The organism is Nocardioides sp. Leaf285, assembly GCF_001422955.1.
In the GTDB taxonomy this organism is placed as follows: Bacteria; Actinomycetota; Actinomycetes; order Propionibacteriales; family Nocardioidaceae; genus Nocardioides; species Nocardioides kribbensis.
On sequence record NZ_LMNH01000005.1, the window covers coordinates 303066 to 323968 of the forward strand.

The 20903-nt window shown below is 71.8% G+C and carries 16 protein-coding genes; 14 read left to right on the plus strand and 2 right to left on the minus strand.

The window, feature by feature from the left end; translation table 11 throughout:
* The first annotated feature begins 173 nt into the window (after nt 1-173).
* The 14 genes from ASF47_RS19295 (at nt 174) to ASF47_RS19360 (ending at nt 19544) form a co-directional block, all read left to right on the plus strand.
* Complete coding sequence (locus ASF47_RS19295) at nt 174-4016, plus strand: beta strand repeat-containing protein (protein WP_156698067.1); 3843 nt, start codon at nt 174-176, stop codon at nt 4014-4016.
* Between the two features lie 75 nt (nt 4017-4091).
* Nucleotides 4092-5315 carry a hypothetical protein gene (locus tag ASF47_RS19300; protein WP_056865672.1) on the plus strand — a complete coding sequence of 408 codons (1224 nt, stop codon included), beginning with the start codon at nt 4092-4094 and terminating at the stop codon, nt 5313-5315.
* Between the two features lie 332 nt (nt 5316-5647).
* Complete coding sequence (locus ASF47_RS19305) at nt 5648-7168, plus strand: hypothetical protein (protein ID WP_056865673.1); 1521 nt, start codon at nt 5648-5650, stop codon at nt 7166-7168.
* A 480-nt stretch (nt 7169-7648) separates the two neighbouring features.
* Entirely contained in the window at nt 7649-8734 is a 1086-nt protein-coding gene (locus ASF47_RS19310; RefSeq protein ID WP_056865674.1) for a hypothetical protein, read from the plus strand.
* Between the two features lie 258 nt (nt 8735-8992).
* Nucleotides 8993-9514, plus strand: coding sequence for a hypothetical protein (locus ASF47_RS19315; protein WP_056865675.1), 522 nt, complete (start codon nt 8993-8995; stop codon nt 9512-9514).
* A 161-nt stretch (nt 9515-9675) separates the two neighbouring features.
* Nucleotides 9676-11349: a metallophosphoesterase family protein gene (locus ASF47_RS19320; RefSeq protein WP_162242298.1), complete on the plus strand. Its 1674-nt coding sequence runs from the start codon at nt 9676-9678 to the stop codon at nt 11347-11349.
* Nucleotides 11350-11460: 111 nt separating this feature from the next.
* Nucleotides 11461-13239 carry a hypothetical protein gene (locus ASF47_RS19325; protein WP_056865677.1) on the plus strand — a complete coding sequence of 593 codons (1779 nt, stop codon included), beginning with the start codon at nt 11461-11463 and terminating at the stop codon, nt 13237-13239.
* Nucleotides 13240-13323: 84 nt separating this feature from the next.
* On the plus strand, nt 13324-15393 hold the full coding sequence (gene ligA, locus ASF47_RS19330; protein ID WP_056865678.1) for an NAD-dependent DNA ligase LigA: 2070 nt from the start codon (nt 13324-13326) through the stop codon (nt 15391-15393).
* Nucleotides 15393-15611 (plus strand): hypothetical protein, encoded by a 219-nt coding sequence (locus tag ASF47_RS19335; RefSeq protein WP_056865679.1) that lies wholly within the window; start codon nt 15393-15395, stop codon nt 15609-15611. Before ligA ends, ASF47_RS19335 begins: the two co-directional genes overlap by 1 nt.
* Before the next feature lie 66 nt (nt 15612-15677).
* Nucleotides 15678-15959 carry a hypothetical protein gene (locus ASF47_RS19340; RefSeq protein ID WP_056865680.1) on the plus strand — a complete coding sequence of 94 codons (282 nt, stop codon included), beginning with the start codon at nt 15678-15680 and terminating at the stop codon, nt 15957-15959.
* Nucleotides 15960-16138: 179 nt separating this feature from the next.
* Complete coding sequence (locus ASF47_RS19345; RefSeq protein WP_056865681.1) at nt 16139-16864, plus strand: hypothetical protein; 726 nt, start codon at nt 16139-16141, stop codon at nt 16862-16864.
* The gene (locus ASF47_RS19350) at nt 16861-17700 is read left to right on the plus strand and encodes a hypothetical protein (RefSeq protein ID WP_056865682.1); all 840 of its coding nucleotides are present in this window, start codon (nt 16861-16863) and stop codon (nt 17698-17700) included. Before ASF47_RS19345 ends, ASF47_RS19350 begins: the two co-directional genes overlap by 4 nt.
* 127 nt (nt 17701-17827) lie before the next feature.
* Nucleotides 17828-19198: a hypothetical protein gene (locus ASF47_RS19355; protein ID WP_056865683.1), complete on the plus strand. Its 1371-nt coding sequence runs from the start codon at nt 17828-17830 to the stop codon at nt 19196-19198.
* Nucleotides 19199-19286: 88 nt separating this feature from the next.
* Nucleotides 19287-19544 (plus strand): hypothetical protein, encoded by a 258-nt coding sequence (locus ASF47_RS19360; RefSeq protein ID WP_056865684.1) that lies wholly within the window; start codon nt 19287-19289, stop codon nt 19542-19544.
* Between the two features lie 153 nt (nt 19545-19697).
* Here ASF47_RS19360 and ASF47_RS19365 read toward each other — a convergent pair whose 3' ends face one another.
* Together ASF47_RS19365 and ASF47_RS19370 are read right to left on the minus strand one after the other, a co-directional pair.
* Nucleotides 19698-20102 carry a hypothetical protein gene (locus ASF47_RS19365; RefSeq protein ID WP_056865685.1) on the minus strand — a complete coding sequence of 135 codons (405 nt, stop codon included), beginning with the start codon at nt 20100-20102 and terminating at the stop codon, nt 19698-19700.
* 212 nt (nt 20103-20314) lie between these two features.
* On the minus strand, nt 20315-20848 hold the full coding sequence (locus ASF47_RS19370) for a hypothetical protein (RefSeq protein WP_056865686.1): 534 nt from the start codon (nt 20846-20848) through the stop codon (nt 20315-20317).
* Between the last annotated feature and the right edge of the window lie 55 nt (nt 20849-20903).

Genomic DNA, 20903 nt, shown 5'->3' on the forward strand with positions numbered 1-20903 from the left:
CCGCACACCTCAGGGGCAAGCACGTCCCACGTCGCACCGTCGGCGGCACAGCACCCACGAGCCACACCCGCGAACAGGCAACACCGGCGAGCCGCATCTCGTCACCAGAAGGACACCGACCCCCGACGGGGGCAGGTAGAGGCCAGGGACGCCTGGCAGAGAGAGGGACCCCCGTGAGCACCCAGCGCCCCCAGCGGCCTCCCATGCCGCGCCAGGACCGGACCGCCGACCGGCGATCCGCTGGTCGCCACGCCACCAGTCACACCACCCGCCGGGCCCGAGACGAGCGTGGCCTGGGCTCCACGCTGCAGGTGCTCCTGGGCGCCTTCATCGGCCTGGTCGTCCTGGGCGCCGCCTCGACCTTCTACATCAACGCCTCCAAGGGCTCGACGTCGACCACCACCCGCACGGTCGCCGAGGCCCGTGCCGTGGAGGCCCTGAACCGCATGGGCCGCGACGTCGGCGAGGCGCTGCGGGTCGTGGAGCCCAAGCCCGACAGCGTCGTGGTCGAGCGCACCCTGGCCGCGGGCACGCGGAGCAACTCCATCAGCCGCGTGCGCTACCGCGTCGTCGACAAGGCCGACCTCAGCGGCAACAGCCAGACCGCCGACTTCGCCGCCGAGTACCCCACCGGCACGGACTTCCTGGTCCGTGAGATCGACCAGAACGCCTCCCCCTCCTTCTCCCCCTCCGGTTTCGACTCCTCGGTCGACGACATCGACGTCCTCGCCGGGGGCGTCGACGCGACCCAGACCAAGTTCACCTACTTCGGCCGCACCGGCGCCACCGCCACCAGTGCCACCGACGTGGGCCGCGTCGACGTGCGCTACGTCGCGGGCGCCAAGCGCGGCACCGTGGAGTTGTCCTCCTCCATCGCCGTCGGCACGGCCTCGGGCACCGGCGGCTCCGGCGGCACCCCGCCCCCGGTGGCCACCGCTCCGGTCGCGGTCAACGACGCCGCCAGCCACGTCTCGCAGAGCAACCAGAACTCGACCGCCATGGTCATGGTGCTGCCCAACGACACCTACGGGGCCAACCCGAAGGTCACCGGCGGCTCGTTCTCCAGCAGCACCGGCGCGGGCAGCGCCAACTGGAACACCGACTTCGTCACCTTCCAGGTGCCCCAGAACTTCTCCGGCACCATGTCGACCTCCTACACCCTCACCGACGACACCGGACTCACCGACACCGCCACCGTCACCCTCTCGGTCTCCGCGCCCGCCGCCCCGGCTCCCGCCCCGGTCGCCGTCGACGACACCGTCAACCTCGTGCGCGGCGGCTCCTCGGTCACCATCGACGCAGCCCTCAACGACACCGTCAACGGCGCCACCTTCTCCCTCGCCGCATCGCGCCCCAGCGGTGTCACCGTCACCGCGTCTGGCAGCAGCCTCACCATCACCGTCAACGGCTCCTTCACCGGCGGCACCCTGACCTACACCCTGACCAACACCACCGGTTCCAGCACCGCCACCATCGCCCTGCGCGCCGTCGACGCGGTCAACGACTCCACCACGCTGAGCCGCCAGAGCGGCAACGCAGGCTCCATCGACGTCGCGGTCCTGGCCAACGACCTGCCCAACAGCGCCAGCGCCGCGAGCGCCCAGGGTGTCTCGGTCTCGGCCGCGGCCTCGGTGACCACCACCCCCGGCGGCGCCAGCGGCGTCACCGTCGGGACCTTCAACACCTCCACCGGCGCCTTCCCCGTCTCGGTCAGCGCAGCCTCCACCGCCACCCAGGTCACCTTCACCTACACCCTGACCCAGGCCGGGGGCAGCAGCGCCGGGCAGACGCCCACGGTCACCGACACCGCCAGCGTCACCGTCACGATCAACACCACCACGACGCCGCCGCCGACCACCCCGATCACCACCAACGCCTTCGCCAACTCCCCCGGCTCCAACATCGTGGCCTGGAAGGGCGGCCCCGGGTCGGGCTACAGCCTCACCCGCACCATCGGGGGCTCGACGACGACGCTGTGCAGCAACTGCACCGCGGCCTCCCCGCCCGCCGGACTCAGCGGCTCCTTCACCAACTCCTTCACCGACTCCTCGGCCCCGCTCGGCTCCACGGCCACCTACACCGTGGCCGCGTCGGGATCGACGTCGGGCGCCGACACCGTCCTGCAGTTCCCGCCCTCGCCCACCACCCGCGCGATCGGCTCTGACTCCAACGCCGACCGCGTCGCGGACCGCACCGGCAAGAACACCGTCTCGTGGAACACCGTCACCGGCGCCGCCGACTACGCGGTGCGCGAGTGGGTCTCCACGTCCTCGGGCAACCCCTCCACGGCCACCGCGGAGCAGGTCGTGGGTGCTCCCGGCACCACCGACTGCGCCTCGGGCTACAGCCCCTGCTGGGTCGACACCGGCCTGGCCACCGGCACCGAGCGCACCTACGCCGTCCTCGCGCTGAACCAGTGCGACGTCGAGCCGGGCGTCTCGGCCACCTCCAAGACCACCATCGGCGGCACCGCCTTCTGCACCTCGCCCAACACCGCCGCTCCCGTCTACCCCAGCAGCGCCGCGCAGCGCGCCTACCAGGTGCCCGGAGCGGCCCCCACCTCGGTCTCGGCAGGCAACGCGACCTCCGACTCCTGCCCCGACAAGGCCGAGAGCGCCAGCAACGGCGTCTACAACTGCGACACCGGCTCAGCCACGGTCGCCTACAACGCCGTCGGCGACGACAACGCCCCCACCGGGGGCAAGTTCTGCTCCTTCTCCAACAACCCCTGCTTCTCGCTGCTCGACTACGCCACCGGCACCGACGTGCAGGGCGCGATCGGTGCGGCCAGCCGCACCGTCGTCGCCACCGCCCCGGGCGTCACCGACACCATCGCCGTCAAGGCCTGCAACCCGGGCGGCTGCACCGCAGGCACCAACGCCACCCTCATGTCCTACCCGGGCTCGGTCACCATGAGCCTGGACCAGGTCGACACCAAGCCCGCCAAGGCCCTCAACGTCTGGCGCCAGGGCGACCCGGGCGAGGAGTCGGCCAACGACTGCTGGGGCAGCGCCTCGGCGGCCTGCTACGACAACCAGACCGCCCAGTTGGGCTTCGACTGGACCGCCTCGGCCGGAGCCACCTCCTACGGCTGGTCGGCGACCTGGCAGTCCGGCACCAACCTCAGCGGGATCTCCAACCCCGCTGGCTCCACGAACACCACGGCGCTGACCTCCGGAGCCTTCAACGCCCGCCCGGCCTCGGTCTACCTGGCCACCGTCAGCGCTCGGGCCACCAACGGGCTCATCCGACCCGTGCGGGCCTCGCTGCTGACCAACTCCTCCTCCTACGGGTTCCTGCAGGGCGGCATCTTCTGCAACGTCAGCGACAAGACCGTGTGGCGCTTCGGGTTCGCCCGCGACGGCATGTCGTACGCCAAGAACGACGCCACCACCACCAACCAGGGCGCCGCGGCCTCCTACACCGCCATCCCGGCCAGCAGCATCGGCTCGATCACCTACGGCTGGTGGGTCGGCAAGACGCCCTCGACCATGTCCGGCACGACGCTGTCCCAACGCATCCGCCAGGCCGCGCAGATGGGAGCCAGCAACACCGGCACCTGGGCCTCGTCGTGGACCGCCACCCCCAACGACTCCAGCCCCGGCTCGGGCGGCACCGAGTACTGGTCCGGTGGCATCAGCGCCTCGGGTGCCGGGTCGACGACCTCCAGCACGCTGCTGGTCGGCAGCGGCACGCAGCGTCTGCCCGCCTCGGCGCGCACCGCCGCAGGCGTCGCTGTGCGATTCACCGCGGCCGGGACCCCGGTCTCGGGCACCGGCGCCATGGTCGGTCAGGGCTCGGGTGCCTTCAACGTCATGCAGTACACCCGCTCCACGACGGGCGACTTCACCTGCAACGCCAACAACGGCAACCTCTTCGCAGGCACGCAGTGGTACGTCGCGGAGACCGACAACGCCTACCTGAAGCGGCACGCGGCTCCGCCGGAGGGATCGAGCCGGTTCGTGACCAGCAACAGCACGCTGGGCACCTTCACCCGCTGGAGCGGTGGCCTCTGAGCCGACCCGGCGCTCTTCCCGTCGAGAACTCAGGGGCACAGCACCCCTGAGTTCTCGACGCGTGAAAGGTCATCCATGGCTCGCCACCTCGGCCCCTCCCGGGCCACCCCCACCCCGGCCGTCTCCGACGCCGACCAGGCACCGCGTGCTCGGTCGGCCCGCGCCCTCGCACTGGTCGCCGTGGTCCTCCTGGCCATGCTGATGCTGGTCCTGCTGTTCGTGTCCGCGCGCGACGACCAGACCCCGACCGGATCACCTGACGGTTCCACGTCGGCGGACAGCCCGATGGCGAGGGGCGACGGGCGCCTGCCCTACTCCGGGGTTCCCGGAGACCTCGACGGCGACGGCGAGGCCACCGCGACCGAGGAGCAGCAGGCGGCCAGCGCGCGCGAGGACGCCAAGGCCATCGAGGCCTCCACCGGCCCCGCGGCCGCGGTCACCAGCACCCTTCTCACCCCGCCCGGCACCGACTGGTGGCACCTGGTGTCCTCCCAGGCCACCCAGAGCGACCTGTGGGCGGTCGAGGCCCCCGCCGCGGCCACCTGGTACTCCCTGGTCGCCGCCGAGGCCAAGCGAGCGTCCTCCTCGCCCTTCGAGACCTACGACCTGGTCACCGTCGGCTTCCCCGACATCGACGTCGCCTCGTCCTGGGTCGGGTCCCTCAGCCAGAGCGGCGCCCGGTTCTCCGTGCGCTACCGCTACGGCCCCGACACGAGCGCTGAAAGCCCCGTCGCGGTCAGCATCGCCCCGGCGTGGGTCGACCTGGCCCGCCAGCCCCTGCGCGAGCAGGTCCGAGCACTCTTCGACACCGAGGTCAGCACCGGCACCTGGGTCATCGACTTCACCGAGGTCAACGCCCGAGCCGCAGCGGAGTCCCGCTTCCCCGCCGCCTACACCGCCTTCTGGAACAACCTGGGGTTCGACGGCCCCGTCACCTGGCAGGCCAACAGCCGCGACCCCTACACCTGGTCAGGGTCGCTGAAGGGGTGGCAGCGAGACGACGTCGACCTCTTCGCGGCCGCCACCGCCCTGGCCGAGACCGGCACCGAAGACGACCTCGGTCTCGGCGCCTACCTCGACGCCGTGCACGTCACGGACTCCGAGGGCAACAGCCAGGGCCTCTTCGACGCCGCCCCCGACGCCCCCGACGGGGCCGACCTGGTGTTCTCCGCCTCCCCCAACGCCCGAGGGGCCGCCAACGGCAGTGAGGTGGCGCCGCTGACGCCGGTGAGCGGCTGGGGCTGGTGGATCGACGGCGACGTCCTGACCATGTCCCCCGCCCTGGCCCCCGGCCAGTGACCCCCGGCCAGTGACGGCGGCACAGGGTCGTCGACGACGAGCGCGACGGTGACGGCGGTGACGGTGTCCGGGCCGGTGGGACCTACCGGCGAAGCCGTTGACCAGCAACCCCTCTAGTCCAGTTGGCGCCAGGTAAAACGATGCTGCCAGGATGCCGCCATGGCGCAGTTCCGGGTCCTGGCCGTACACGTTTCTGACGAGCCACCCACACCCCTCACCTCCACCGCACTCCCCTCGGCACCCCGCATCGTGCCCGTCGCAGATCGCGCGGCCACCATGCCTGAACAGCCCGCGGGTGCAGGTTGGTCGCTGGGCCGTACACGGCTGTGTGCATGAGTACCTCGACTCGTCGCCCCCACACCACCGGCACCTACCCGCGCACCTTCGCGCGCAGCGCCGTCGTGGCCGCCATCGCCGTCGCGCTGGCCGTCGGGGCGTTCTCCGGCACGGCGAGCGCGGCCGAGAGGCCAGCGGCCCCGACCGGCACCGCCGACCGCGCGACTGCGCTCATCGACGCCCACCAGTGGAGCGAGCCCGCGCTGTTCGCCGCCCAGTGGAACTTCGCCTCCGGCCGCGAGGTGGTCCGCCACGTCGAGCGTGTTGACGACGGGTTCTTCGTGGCGGTCGACGAGGGCCGCGCTGTGGCCAGCGCGGGCTCGCGGACTTTCACCTGGTACTGGCAGCCCGACACCATCGGCTGCCTGGACGCCGACTACACGGTGCAGTTCAACGCCCACCTCGGCATGCCCGTGTGTCAGCCGGACTTCGAGGCCCTCGCCGCACGCGGGATCACCAGCCCGGCGGGGCACGCCGCCGACCTCGCCGCCTGCCGCAGCGCCGCAGACGCCACCCCGTGGTCGCGCCCCGCCTACGGCGACGGGTTCTCCTCGGCGCCCACCGGCTGCGACCCCTCCGAGGCGGTCTCCGCCTTCAGCACGCGCCTCGCCCTGGCCCCCTCCCAGGGCGTGCAGTGCGCCCCGTGGGAAGACCAGTCTCCGGCGGTCGCACCCCGCATGGGCCTGGCGTGCCAGTACCAGTCCTACCCGTGGGCGAGCACCGGCGACCTCGGCGCCACCTTCTACACCGCGCCGGACGCCTGCACGGGCATGCCCGCGGACACCTTCAAGGGCACGGCGCGCTACGACGCGTCCATCGAGATGGACCCCAACGCGCCCGACTCCTGCGACGGCACCGCCCTCTCGCCGTCGTGCGCCGCTGGCGACGAGGCTCGCAAGATCGCCTGCGGCGCGACCACCACCCTGACCCCGGGCGCCGGTTCCTACGACGTGCCCACCTCCGAGCCGGGCGTTCCCGGTGGCCCCACCGAGCCGGAGAACCCCGGCCCCGGCCAGCCGACCTACGACGCGACCCGGGTAGTGGAGGCCACGGCCTCCCACTCGGCGCTGGCCTCGGCCACCAAGTCGGCCACCGCCCAGGTCAAGCGCGGCGTGGTGAAGGTCAAGGTCACCAAGCGCATCAAGGGTCGTCTCGTGCGCGCCAAGGGCATCGCTCCCATCCTGGTCAAGCGTCGTGCGCAGGCCTCGGCTTCCGCTGAGGCCACCGTGACCGAGAGCGCGGTCGTGGCCGAGTCGTGCCGAGCCGCGTCGGTCGAGGCCGCCGAGGCGTGCGCTCAGGCCCGCGCGGAGCAGGCTGCTGCTGAGGCCGCCGCCATCAAGGCGACGCAGAAGGCCACGCAGGCCGCCCAGCGGGAGGCGGGCCAGGAGGCTTCTGCGGCCGCGAAGGCCGCGGCGACCCAGGCCGCCCGTGCGGCTGAGGTCTCTGCCGCCGAGCGTCGCGCGGCTCACAGGGCCGCCGTTCGCCAGGCCATGAAGAAGATCCGCGCTCTGCGCTGATCATCGCTCCCGGCGGGGTCTCGCTACCGGTGCTCGGGAGGGCCCCGATGAGGACCCTGCCGGGGCGGATCCCCTCCCCTTGTGGAGGTCTGCAGGGGGTCTCGCTCACACCCAGAACGTGGGCGGACGAGGTCCGAGAGTGCACCCGATCGAGGCATCGCCGGGACCGTGTTTCGCAGGTTCGCGACCGCTCGCAGCCAGGGGCGGCACAGAGCGCTCAGCACGATCCACAGCGCAGTCAGACCGGGTGCCGCGGGGCCTGAGGAGTGGCCCTCCGCCGCCTTCCCTCGGGCCGTGGTGGCGGCGGGTGAGAGCGGGGAGGTCATGCTTTCGTCGTGTCCGGACCCCTGCCTGACCCGCTCCTGACCCCTGCAGCGGAGGCCACTTCGTCAGGGCGGTCTGGACCGCGACCTACGGCTGTCGGACGCGCCCTGTAGAGGTGCCCGAGCGCCTCACGGAAACGCCGCACACCAGGTGTGCATGGCTAAGGCATCCGACCACGACCCCAACGAGCAGCCGCGTCTCGCCGACGGCACGTACACCTACATGCGCCGCCGCGAGGCCCGCATGGGTGGCCTCGGGCTCGGCATGAGCGTCGCGACCAACAACCCGGCCTTCCTCGACCGCACCCTGGGTGGCGTCGAGCGACACAACGCCCTGGTCGAAGGCGGCTACGTCGAGCCGATCGCGCTGGCTGCGGTCACCGACCCCCGCTCGCGAGCCAAGATCAACGAGCACTGGGCGCAGGGGATCATGGCCGCCGAGCACACCGCCGACGGGGCTGGCTACCCGTTCCCGGCGGCGGCCAACGAGCAGGCCGACGGCAAGCGCATCGCGCGGCGTGCCTACCAGGTCGACGAGTGGAACATGCGGTTCCTCGGCTCGGCCGCCACCGTGCGGCGCGACGCCGCCCAGGTCGGCAAGCACCAGATGGAGGTCACCATCCAGCGTCCCGACGGACGCTCGGTCGTGGCGATCATGCTGGTCGAAAAGGTCGGCCCCAGCAACTACGCCGTCGAGCCGCACTCCACGAACCTCGGCGAGTCCGGCGGGCAGGTCGCAGCCGCCGTCCAGGCCGTACTGGAGGCCAAGCGCGTCACCCAAGTCCCCAAGCACGTCGGGGGGCTGATGGCCCGCGCGCGCGAGCGAGCAGCCGCGAGCGGGGTGGAGCCCTCGCAGCGCCTGCGCTCGACGTGGATGGAGTCGGTGGCCTACGACGAGAACGAGCAGATGATGGTCACCAAGACCTCCAAGGGCGGCATCTACGGCCACACCGTGCCGCGCGAGACCTTCGAGGCGCTGACCACCTCCTCCTCCCCCGGCGCCGTGTTCAACGAACTGGTCCGCAAGAGCGGGACGGCCAAGCGTGCCGAGGTGAAGTCGTGCGGCTCCTGCCACCGGGTCTACTCGGCGAAGTACATCCACAAGTGCCCGCCGACCAAGCCCTCCCCGGCGCCCACCGCGCCGTCGGTGTCCAACACTCTCTCGCGCCAGGGTGCACGGTCGGTCGCCTCGGGAGCGCTCGCCGTGCGCCAGCGGATGCAGCGCCGCCTCGCGGAGGTCTGAGCGCCTCGCCCAGCCACCACAGACCCCGAGACGCTCACGCAGCGCCTCGGGGTCTGTGGCATCGCCGCACCCAGGCCGTCTCGGGCTGTCGCAGGCTGTCCTGGGGTGGCTTGGGGTGGCTTGGGGTGGCTTGGGGTGGCTTGGGGTGGCTTGGGGTGGCTCGGGGTGGCTCTGTCGCTACCGTCCAGCCCACGGCACAGAGAAGCCAACGACCCCCGGCTCCGCGGCTCGCCCGCCAGCGTCACTGAGAGAGACCCCATGACCTTCACGACCATCGACCGCCCCATCGAGCCCGCCGACGTGCAGCCCGACGGGACTCCGTGGCCCTTCGTCCTCGTGCGCGGTGAGGACACGATCCTGGCCGACACCGCCGGTGACATCGTGTCCTTCATCGTGGAGGACTACGAGGACATCCCCGACGGCATCCACGGCAACGACGAGGCCCTCATCGCGCGAGCCGTGGTGGCCATCCGCGTGTGCGCCACCGCCCAGGCCATGATGCTCATGGACGCCGTCAACGAGGGTCGCTTCGACGTCGCCACGGCAGACGAGAAGACCCTCACCGCTCTGCTCGGCGACCGCACCATCCCCGTGGTCGACGTGGACCGCTGGGACCACGACGTACCCCTGGTCCTCGTGGCCACCGACTACGAGCCCTTCACCAGCGAGGCCACGCCCTCGGGCAACGTGCTGTGGATCGACCCCAGCGACGAGTTGGCCTTCCTGGAGTCGCTGTCCAACCTGGGGCTCATCTCCTTCTACGCCCACGGCGACGCCTGAGACCAGCCCCGGCAGCAAGACCGGCGAGGCGGACCCGGCCAGGCCCACGGCCAGGCCCACGGCCGGGTCCGCCTCGCCGCCCCATCGCAGAGCCCCAGGCCACCTGAAGCCCGTCGTCACACGGTGCAGCACCGCCTGGGGCTCTGCGCATGGTCCGCATCGTGACCACCTCGACGCTCCGACGCTCCGCCCACCGTGCCGTGACCGGGCGAGCGCAGCGCCTGGCCCTGCTCGCCACCGCAGCATCCACCCTGCTCGGCGCGGCACTGGCATCCACCACCCCCGTGACGGCCTTCGCCAACGAGCCGCAGGTCAGCGCCGAGTGGCTCGGGGAGACCCAGGGCCGAGTGGTCCTCACACCCAGCGGGGAATCCGCCGTCCTGGGCCGTATCCGCCTCAGCGGCGACGTCGCCTCGGACCTCGTCTACGCCGAGGCCAGCGGTGGCCGCTTCGACACCATCCCCGAGGGGTGCCTGCCCAGCGACGCGAAGCGTCGGAACTCCACCATCGGCGGCACCCACGACGAGGTGCTGCGCTGCCGCATCCCCGCCAGCGCGACCAACGGCTGGACCACCCCGTTCGAGGTGGTCCCCACCCCCGGCGCCAACAAGACGCCGCTCGACGTCACCGTGTCGACCAGCACCGACCGCGCCCGCATGGAGCAGATCCCCGCCAGCCCGCAGAACGCGCACGGGACCGCGCTGCTGCACCTGCTGTCGAGCCCGGACTTCCTCAACGCCGACATCGGGGATCTCGCCGACGGCCCCAACCGCTGGCGCCCGGGCAAGACACCCAACTCCATCAACGCGGTCTGGCAGCGCTCCCTCGACACCGTCCTGGACGACTGGGCCTCCCGCGAAGCCGACGGGATGCTGGTCGCCGGAGACCTCGTCGACGGCCACTGGGGCGAGGACCCCACCCGCTCCGGCGTGTTCGGCCCCGTCGACAACGACACCCGCCGTCGACACGCGCTCCGCTCAGCGGCCTCGACCTTCTACCCGCAGTGGCTCCAGCGGTTCACCAGCCGCGGCATCGACGTCTACCCGGCCATGGGCGACCACGACCTCGGCGACAACCCCTGGGACGGCCAGCGCAACCGCAACAAGTTCGAACTGCAACGCGACTTCGAGACCGCCTTCGTCAAGGGCGTGCTGAAGCCGATCGCCGGATCCTGGTACACCAACCGGCCCAGCAGCGGCATCCACCGCCAGACCGCCTACGCCTGGCGCCCCACCCCCGAGGTGCAGATCCTGACCCTCAACGTCTTCGACTACTCCGACGGCAGGCACATGAGGGTCCGCCTCGATCGCGCGCAGATGCGGTGGGCCGAGAAGGTCCTGGCCAAGGCCAAGGCCGACGGAGTGCAGTGGATCGTGGCCCAAGGCCACACCCCGATCATCGGCCCCGTACGTGTCGAGAACTCCTCCGGCATGCGGTACGGCTACGGCGCGAACTCCACCCTGTGGAAGGCCTTCAAGAAGTACGGCGTCGACCTCTACCTCTCCGGCGAGGTCCACGCCACCACCGTCACCGAGAAGGACGGGATCGTGCAGGTCTCCCACGGCGGCGCCTTCCAGCACGGCAGCGCCACCTACCTCGACATGCGCTTCTACGACGACCGGCTCGACCTCGACCTCCGCGACTTCGACGCCACCATCTCCCACGGCAACGACCTCTTCTCCGTCCAGCGCGGCGGGTACGCCGGGTACGTCGACTACTCCCCCGGCTCCTACAGCATCGGGACTGGCACCATCACCGGCTCCGGCGTCTTCGCTGCACGCTCCGGCATCGTGCGGGAGTGGGACGGGCGCAGCGCCATCTACGACCCCCGCTGAGCCGCCCCTGACCGTTGTCCCTGACCGTTGTCCTAGTCACCGCTCTGGTCACCGCCCTGGGCGGCCACGGTGGCGGTGCGCCGCGGGCACCTCGCCGCACACGGACCCGTCATGCCGGACGCCCCCATCCTTGGCGACCTCCCCGCCGAGACCAGCCCCTTCGTCGTGCCCGCGATCGATGCGATCCCGTACGAGGACGCCACGCCCGCCTTCGACGCCCGCACCGTGCCCCTCCCCGGTCCCGGGGAACGCGTCGTGGCCTGGCGACACGACCGACCGGTGCCGCGAGACCACGGGGCGCTCACCTACACCTCCATCGAGCGCACCACGGTCTACCTGGCGCGCACCACGGCGGGCGTGCTGAAGTTCGTCCAGGTCAGGGCCCAGAAGCGCCATGGCATGACCGCCGACACCACCAAGACGTGGTGCCGGTGGAAGGTGGTCTCGGTGCAGTCCTTCCGGCCGCTGCCCAGCGGTGAGTACCTGCGCCTGTGCGCCAGCGTGCCCAGGAACCGGGAGGCGCGCGGCCTGATCTGGACGAGCACCAAGATGTTCCGCGTCGACCCGACACCGCGGATCCCCGACGACTCGACCACAGCCGCCACAGCCTCCGCACGCGACATCGGAACGCCCCTCCCCTGGTCGCCCTACATCGACCCGTTCGAGTCGATGCCCAGCCCGCACCTCCTGGCGCTCATCTACGCCCACGGCCCCGTCCCCGCGACGTTCGCCGAGACCTTCCCCCTGGCCGGTCACTACCTGCGCGAGGAGAACCCCGAGCCCCGACCGGAGTCGGACTTGGGTCAGGACCCGGCGTTCCGGGCGGCCCTCCGTGGAGCACCGACAGCGCAGGACCTCACCCGCAACCTGTTCGGCAAGACCCGCTACCGCCGCGACCTGGTCAAGGCCGTGGCCCAGGCTCACCTGATCGACCTCGACCTGGCCTGGCAGTTCCGCGGCCTGGTGCCCATCGACTGGCTCGTGAGGTTCCTGCGCGAGAGCGCCGCTGCGCGTGCCCGCATCGACGCCGACCCCTTCGCGGCCCGTCTGCGGGGGCGACGCGTCCAGGGCCGAACCGGTGAGACCTACAGCGTCAGGCGCCACCTGCGAAGCCTGGACCAGCGCTCGCTGAAGCGGCTCTTGCACGAGATCGAGCGGGTGCCCGACGCGGCATCGGGCCTCAGGCGCGACCTGTCGAGGTGGCCGTCGAGCAACCTGGCCCGCATCGACTCCTGGCGCGATCTGCACGATGTGACCATGGGCCGACTGGAGCGCTTCCACACCGTCAGAGGCGCGGCGAAGCCCCGCAAGCCCGTCACGGTCACGCTGCCCGAGGAGGCGATCGCGCTCAACGGCGCGACCGGCCCGGTCGACGGGATCAGGCTCCACATCGAGATCGCCTCCAGCGAGGACACCTTGTGGGCCTGGGGCGACGCGATGCACCACTGCATCGGCACGTACGCCACGAAGTTGGTCCGCGGGATCTCCTGGCTCGGCGCCGTACGCACCGACGCCTCCGAGACCGGGAAGCCGACCATCTCGATGATCGCCAACTTCGAGATCTCCCTGCACTACGACTTCCGCGAGGAGACCGCCGAGGGGCGCAGCGTCACCGTCCGCGACACCGTCCCCACCCGACGCCTGACCCAACTCCTCGGCCCGCGCAACTCCATCCTGCCCGCCGAGGTGCGCGCCGTGATCGAGACCCACCTGCGAGCCCGCGGCATCGTCGTCGACGACTACTGGGGGACTGGCACCGACGGCGACCCCGCACTGGAGTTCGCCGCCGAGGACGCTCGCGCCATGGACGTGCCCGCCGACGAGCACCTGGCCTTCCCCGACCCGCCCGCGGACCCGGGCGCCGTCTGGGCCCAGGCGGCAGGCTGGTGAGCGCATCGGCAAGCGCCGCAGCGAGCGCCAGACACGCCACGGGGCGCGGAGCGCTCCGGGGCTGCCGCCGGACACGATGAGGGCATGAGCACCCCCTCCCTCGCCCCGGCCAGTGCCCCCTTCCTCACCCAGGCCGACTTCGACGACGCCGTCGCGCGGGCCGGACAGGCCGCCGCCCTCTACTACGACGGCGAGACGCAGACCCTCACCGACGCCGACTACGACGACCTGGTCGAGCGCATCGCCGCGACCGCGACCGCCAACCCGACGTGGGCCAACGACGACTCCGAGGCCATCCTCGGATCGGTCGCGGCCGGGGCCTCCGCGGGCGGCGACGTGACCCACCCCGACCGCATGCTGTCGCTGGGCAAGATCAGCCCCGACACCGCGGGCGAGGACACCAACAAGGCCGAGGCGGCCGCCCTGGTCGTCAAGGCGCCCTCGGGAGTCGTCGTCGAGCCCAAGATGGACGGTCTGGCCATCCGCGTCGAGTACGTCGAGGGACGCCTGTTCCTGGCCGCCACCCGCGGCGACGGCATGACCGGCGAGAACGTCACCGAGCAGGTCCGTCGAGGCGTCGAGGGCCTGCCCCTGACGCTCTCGGAGCGCTTCACCGGCGAGGTGCGCGGCGAGGTCTACATGACCGAGGCCCAGTTCGCCCAGGCCCAGGTGCTGCGCGCCGAGCGCGGAGGCAAGCCGTTCGTGAACCCCCGCAACGCCACTGCCGGGTGCCTGCGCAAGAGCGGCGCCGAGAACGCGATGCCGCTGTCGTTCGCCGCCTACGACCTCACCAGCACCCTGACCAGCCACCACGACCGGATGAGCGAGGCCGAGGGGCTCGGCCTGGGCACCGCCCGTGCCACCGTCACCGCCCGCGGCCTGGACCTGGCGCCGGTCACCGAGGCCCAGGGCGCCGTCGACCTCATCACGGCCATCGAGGCCCTGCGCCCCACCCTCGGCTTCGACATCGACGGCGCCGTCGTCAAGGCCGACCACGACATCGACCGCGGCGCGCTCGGCGAGGGTTCGCGCACCCCGCACTGGGCCATCGCCTACAAGTACCCGCCCCAGCAGGGCACCAGCCGCATCCTCGACATCGAGGTCCGCACTGGGCGCACCGGGCGCATCAGCCTGCGCGCGCGCATCGAGCCGGTCTTCGTGGGCGGCACGACCATCACCTACGCCTCAGTGCACAACCCCTCCTGGATCACCGAGCAGGGCATCGGCGTCGGCTCCGCCGTGCTCGTCGAGCGTCGCGGCGACGTCATCCCCCGCATCGAGGCACCCCTGGACCCCGCCGCCAACGAGGGCATCGCGACCTGGGTCGCCCCCGAGGCGTGCCCGACCTGCGGCGAGACGTGGGACAAGACCTCCCTGCTCTGGCGCTGCCACACCCCCTCCTGCTCGGTGGTGGGTCGCATCACCTACTTCGCCAGCCGTGACTGCATGGACGTCGAGGGTCTGGGCGAGTCGATCGCCACCGCCCTGGTCGAGGCCGACCTGGTGACCTCCATCGCCGACCTCTACGACCTGACCCTCGCCCAGTGGGCCACGCTGCCGGTGGGCGACACGGGCCGCCACCTCGGCACCCGCGTGCTCGGTGAGACGGTCGCCAGGAAGATCATGTCCAACCTGGAGGCCTCCAAGGCCCAGCCGTTCAACCGTGTCATCACCGCCCTCGGCATCCGCATGACCGGGCGCAGCGTCGGGCGATGGCTCGCCTCGGCCCACCCGACCATGGACCGCCTGCGCGCGGCCAGCATCGAGGACATCGCCTCCATCGAGCGACTCGGAGCGATCAAGGCGACCTACATCGTCAACGGCCTGGCCGCCATGTCCACCGTCATCGACCGCTTGGCCGCCGCCGGGGTCAACATGGGCACCGAGCCCGTCGCCGACGACTCCCCCAAGCCGCTCGCGGGCAAGAGCGTCGTGATCTCCGGCGCGGTCCCGGCGGGCTACAAGAACCGCACCGAGGCCCAGGAGGCCATCGAGGCCGCTGGCGGCAAAGCCTCCGGTTCGGTCTCGAAGACGACCTCCTACCTCGTGACCGACGAGACGACCACCAGCAAGGCCAAGAAGGCCGCCTCTCTCGGTGTCCCGGTCATCGACCCCGCCGACTTCGCGGCGCTGCTGCGCGGGGAGATCGCCTGATGGCGCCGCGGCCCGAGCGGGAGAAGACGATCGCGGCCAACGGCGCGATCATCGACAAGCCCTACGGCCCGTCGCGGTGGGCCAGCCCCCGGCGTACGCCATGCCCGCACCCGCAGTGCTCGAAAGCCGCGCGCATCCTGGCCCGGGCCGACTCCCACCCCATCGACGGCCCCGACGGCCCGACCCGCAAGGCCCACAACTGCTGCGGCCAGCACTAGGGCACGCGGGCCTACCCTGAGCACGAGCGCGATCCTCCCCGCCCTACCAACTGACACGAGGTCCCGATGAGCAGCAGCAGCCTGGACGTTCGGCGCAAGACCCGACCCGCCCGACGTGCCAGCAGCGCGCCGGTGGTCATCTTGTACTCCACCTCGCTGCACTGCTGGGAGGTGTGGTCCCAGAGCCGCCCCCTGGCCCAGGGCAGCCTGGAGGCCTGCGTCGAGGCCTACCCGCAGGCCCCGCCCGTCACCGAGCGGCAGTTCGCTCTCGAAGCCTCCGACCCGCGCTCGCCGCGCTACGGCGCCCCGCGTGTGGCGGCAGCAGCAGCACAGGGCCAGGCGAACTGAGCGCCCCCGGCTCTCCCGGCTCCGCAGACGACCGGGTGCGCATCGCCCGCGATGCCGCACACGCTCCGCCCGTGACTACCTCCTCCACAACCCCCGCTGGACCAGCCAACGCTCCCCGAGCAATCTGCGGCTCCCTCTTTGTCTCCCTGCGCCGGGCAACCCCTGCTGGGCGTGAGCGGATGCGGAGCACCGCCTTCGCTCACGTGGGCCTCAGCGGTGACGCCGAACGAGACGCCGGATCGGTCCTCGCTGATGCTTTCACCGCGCTCGGCGGAACCCTCACTGATGTCGCCGACCTCATCGAGGGCCTCCACCTCCTCGCTCATGACCCGGAGGCACTCGGCCCGGACGGGCCCGGACGGTACGGCGCATACCCAGGCGTCGACTCCGAGGGGAGCCTCACCGACCTCTACCTGGCGCGCTTTAGCCTCCACCCGAGCGCCCACCGTGCCGGAGAGCCTGGCCTTGAAAACCTGCGCTGGTTGGCGCCTGTCGAGATCATCCACGCGACCTGGCCGCGGCTGCTCGACGTCCTCGGCGTCACTGTCGGCGGCGTCGTATTCGTCGAGCACGAGGGCAAGGACATCGAGCGTCGCATCGACCTGAACAGCGGCCGGGTCCCCAAGGCGCTGCGCCTGCAGTCCGGATGGGACTACGACGGGGAGGGCCACCAGGTGTGGCTGCCCTTCGAGGAGGCGTGGCGTCGTCTCGCCGCGCACAACTCAGACCGGCGCAAGAACCACGACAGAGACCGCATTCGGTCGCGCGACATGGAGGGGACGCGCGAACACATGCGCGCCTTCTACGACGGCCACCCCACCACCCGCGCAGCCGCTCTGCACCGCGAGGCGACCGAACACAGCGACCGTCAGCAGCCGTTCACGACACACGAGCAGGAGCAGTGAACGACCCCCGCCGATCGGTCGTGGCGATCCTGGCGCTGACCCTGATGACCTACGCGGTCATCTCCGGTCTGCTCATGCTGGTCGGTGATGCCGCGCTCGACTCCGACGCGGCCCTGGAGTTCGACACCTCGACCTTGGTGCCCTTCGGCCTCATGCTCATCGGGCTCGGCGCAGGTTCCGCGCTCATGTCAGGCTGGCTGAGTACGCGGCGCCCCCACAGCGCCCGGCCGCGGCCTCGCCCAGCCGTCCGCCGTCAGGGCGAGCCGTCGGATCACCAGGGGCCCGTACCGACGACCGGCCCCCTGGGCGAGCGCTGGCGGCTGGCCCGCGATCGCCACACGAGGGTCAAGGAGGCCTACGCCCAGATCCTCACCGACCCCCTCAACGCCTTGACCCACTCGGTGCTCTTCGACGTCAGCGACGAGCGCACCGCCCGGTTCGTCACCGCCTACTCCCTGGCCGACGACCTCTACGACGTCAGCGCGCACCGCGACCGGTCCGAGAGCGAGGTGGCCCAGTACGAGGGGGCCGTGCACCGTCTCGGGCCGCTGTGGCTCGACGCCCTGCGCTACGCCGAGAAGGTGGGCGCCGAGTGGATGTCGGCTCGTGACCAGGCGCTGGCGGAGGCCGCGACCAAGATGCTGCGCCTGGCCCGCGACCCGGGCGCCACCGAGGCCGAGCGCCTCAGCGGCCTGCGACGTGCCCACGCGAACATGGCCAGCATCCGCTCGTTCCACCTGCCCCCGGGGGCGGCGCTAGCGCTGGAGAACCAGGTTCGCCTGGCTCTGCCGGGTCCCGACTTGTCGGAGCCCGGCCAGACGCACCGCGGCGGGTGAGCGCGAGCCCCGATGTCGTAGTGCTCCCGGCCTGATGCGGCGCGAGCGGGCCGGAGGCACAGGAACTCCAGGGGCGCATCCTCAACGCCCCGCCACGTCTCATGACCTACCCGGAGGCCCGCACCCGATGAGCCAGATGCCCATGGTCTCCCCCATGCGCTCCGCCTACTACGACGCCACCTCCAACGCGTTCGTGGTCGGGGACCTTCGCACCTCCAACCCCGACGTGCTGCGCGAGGCCTCACGGTGGACCACCGGCGAACGCGGCGAGATCGAGCAGGACCTGGCGGTGCTCGCCGCAGCCGACCTCACCCCGTTCGCCCGTGAGGCCCTCGGCATCGGGGCACGGGTCCTGGCGATCGCCGCCCAGACCTCCGACACCCTCGCGGTGCAGCAGGCGGTCAAGGCCGCCACCGACCAGGTCAGCGACGCGGTGCTGCGTGCCTCCGGTGCTGCCGAGGACGCAGCGCGACGAGCCAGCGAGCACATCACGAGCACCGCCCGCGGTGTCCACGAGGCGCTCACCACCCAGGTCGCGACCCTCGTCGGCGGCGAGCACCCCGAACTGCTGGAGCGGCTCCGCCCGGTCCTGGAGCGCGTGGGTACCAACCTGGAGTCCCAGATCGGGCTGGCGCTGAGCAACGGGGTGGAGGCCCAGCGTCAGGACACCGAGCGTCGCCACCGCGAACTGACTGCGCTCATGGGTGACGTTCGCCGCGACGTCGCCGTGCGGATCGCGGAGGAGGTAGCGGCCGCGGAGGCCACCTCGATCATCAAGGGGGTCACCACCATCAAGGGCTTCGACTACGAGACCCAGGTCAACGCGGTGTGCTCCGAGATCGCCGCCCACCTCGGCGACGAGTACCGCGTCACCGGCGAGACCGCCGGTCGCCTCGCGCGCAACAAGAAGGGCGACGGGGTCTTCTTCATCTCCGGTGACCTGGCTCGCGTCGTGGTCGAGATGCACGACGGCGCCAGCAAGGAATGGGGCTCCTACCTCGCCGAGGCCGAGCGAAACCGTGGGGCCTCGGCCTCCATCGGTCTGGTGCGCCACATCGAGGACAACGCCGGTCACCTGCTCCGCGTCATCGCGCCCAAGCGGGTCGTCCTCGCCTTCGACCCTGCCGAGGACGACATCGAGGTGCTGCGCACCGTGGTGCTGCTGATGCGCACCGTCGCACTGACCTCGACGGGCCGCTTCGGCGTCGAAGAGATCGGGACCGTCAACGAGTCCATCCGCGAGGCCCTGGCGCTGATCGCCGGGCTCGACGAGGCCAAGCGATCAGCCAACGCCATCCACTCCCACGCCGACAAGATCGAGTCGGTGGTCAACCGGACCATGACCTCGGTCCAGCGAGAACTGCACACCGCGCTCAACGCTCTGACGGGCGCCAGCGCCAGCATCGAGGCTGCCCCGGCTGAGGTCGGCGCGGGCGAGCCGCACGCCGGTGACGAGCCTGGTGAGGGCCAGGCGGGGTCGGCCGCTCTGTCGGCCTGAGCAGTCGACCCCGGCGTCACAGCAGCCGACCGGCTCCTGCCAGCATCCTCCCGCCACCACCGTCCTCCGCCTGCAAGGAGCGTTCCTGATGAGCACTGACACCGGCCGCATCCGCTTCGTGCCCAAGCAGGTCGTCCCCGCAGGGAGCACGGCCCGTTCGGCGCTCTGGAAGGTCTACGACGTGCAGCGGGCCTGCTACCCCGCCCGCACTGCGGAGTTGGGTGAGGTCGCTCAGGATCACCGGACGACCGAACAGGCCCAGGCCGAGTGCGACCGGCTCAGCGCCGCCCATGGCGGGGTCCGCACCGCGGCAGGGCGGCGCACACCTGCTCCCGCCGCCGACTGAAGCCGCCGACGGTCGCACTGGCGCCGAGATTCCTGGTCCAGACCGGGACGACTCGGCTGCTGATCGGTGAGACGCGCCTGCGGGGACTGCCCTAGCGTGGTCCACGAGCCGCCCGGGACCCGAGACCCGGGCGGCTTCTTCATACCTCTGGCGCTACCAGGTGCACGACGACGGGGCGTCGTCGTGGGACGTCGGCGTCGGCGAGGCGACGGGGCGCGGGCCGCGGCAGGTCTGTGCCCCCAGCAGGACCTCGTCGAAGCCCAGCGGCCAGGTGCTGGCCCAGTCGACGTCGGGAGCATCGACGATGTGACCCCACTGGGGGACGAAGGGCGCGTGCCAGGCGCTGACGGCACGCGCCGGGTCGTTCCAGACCCCGGGCGCCTCGCCTTCTGGGGTCCCACCCTCGACCCTCGGGGCGCTCTCGGAGGCAGCGCCGCCAGGCAGGCTGACCAGCGCCGCAGCGGAGCGGGAACGGCGCGCGCGCGGGGCGCGGCCGGTGCCGGTGCCGGGGACGACCTGCAGGTGGGGGCGCGGCGAGCCGGGCCGCACGGTGGTCATCGGCGGCCTCCCCACGGCGCGCAGCCCGGGGACGGGCACGCTCGGGCGCACACCGCGCGCGATGGCGTGTGCACACCCATGAGTCCGTCCTCCTGATCGTCACCGTTAGGCGTCGAGGAGGCGACACTCGTCAGGCTGAGGCGCGCTGCTTCGACGCCTGGTCTGTGCCACGGACGCGCACACGGCCCACCGTGCCCTCAGTGCTGACGAGGTCAGTGACTCGGCGGGGTCGCAGTCGGGCGCCGACGCATCTTCTCGGGCCGGACCTTGTTGAGGTCCGCGGCGCCCTCGATGATGGCGACGCGGCGGGGGTCGCGCCACACGTAGTGGCCCCCAGCGGTCGGGGTGGCGATGCGGGTCAGGCGGGCTGAGGGGATGACGTCGGCGGGCCGGGGCGCCCGCGGCGGCTTGACCTTCGCCTTCGGGGCCTTCTTCGGAACGAGGGCGAGACGCGCCTTGGCGGCTGCTCGCGCCGCGCAGCGAGCCTTGCTGGCCGCGTAGGTCTGGTAGGCGGCGTCGAAGTCGTCGATGTGGAACAGGGAGGGTCGACGCCCGCGCTGGCCGGGGCGGATGAGCAGGCCCTTCTGCTCGAAGCCGAGGCGGTAGACCCACGACAGCGCGACGGAGTCGGCGACCCCGAAGGTCTCCGCGGCCGCGCTGACCCAGGTCAGGCCAGCCTCGTGGGCCTGCTGCTCGGTGAAGAAGGCCGGTCCGGCGCCGGTGGGCAGGTCGGGTGCGATGGTCATGGTGAGGCTCCGAGCGGGCGAGATCCTGGGGGCGCGGTGGCGCGGGTCAGGACTT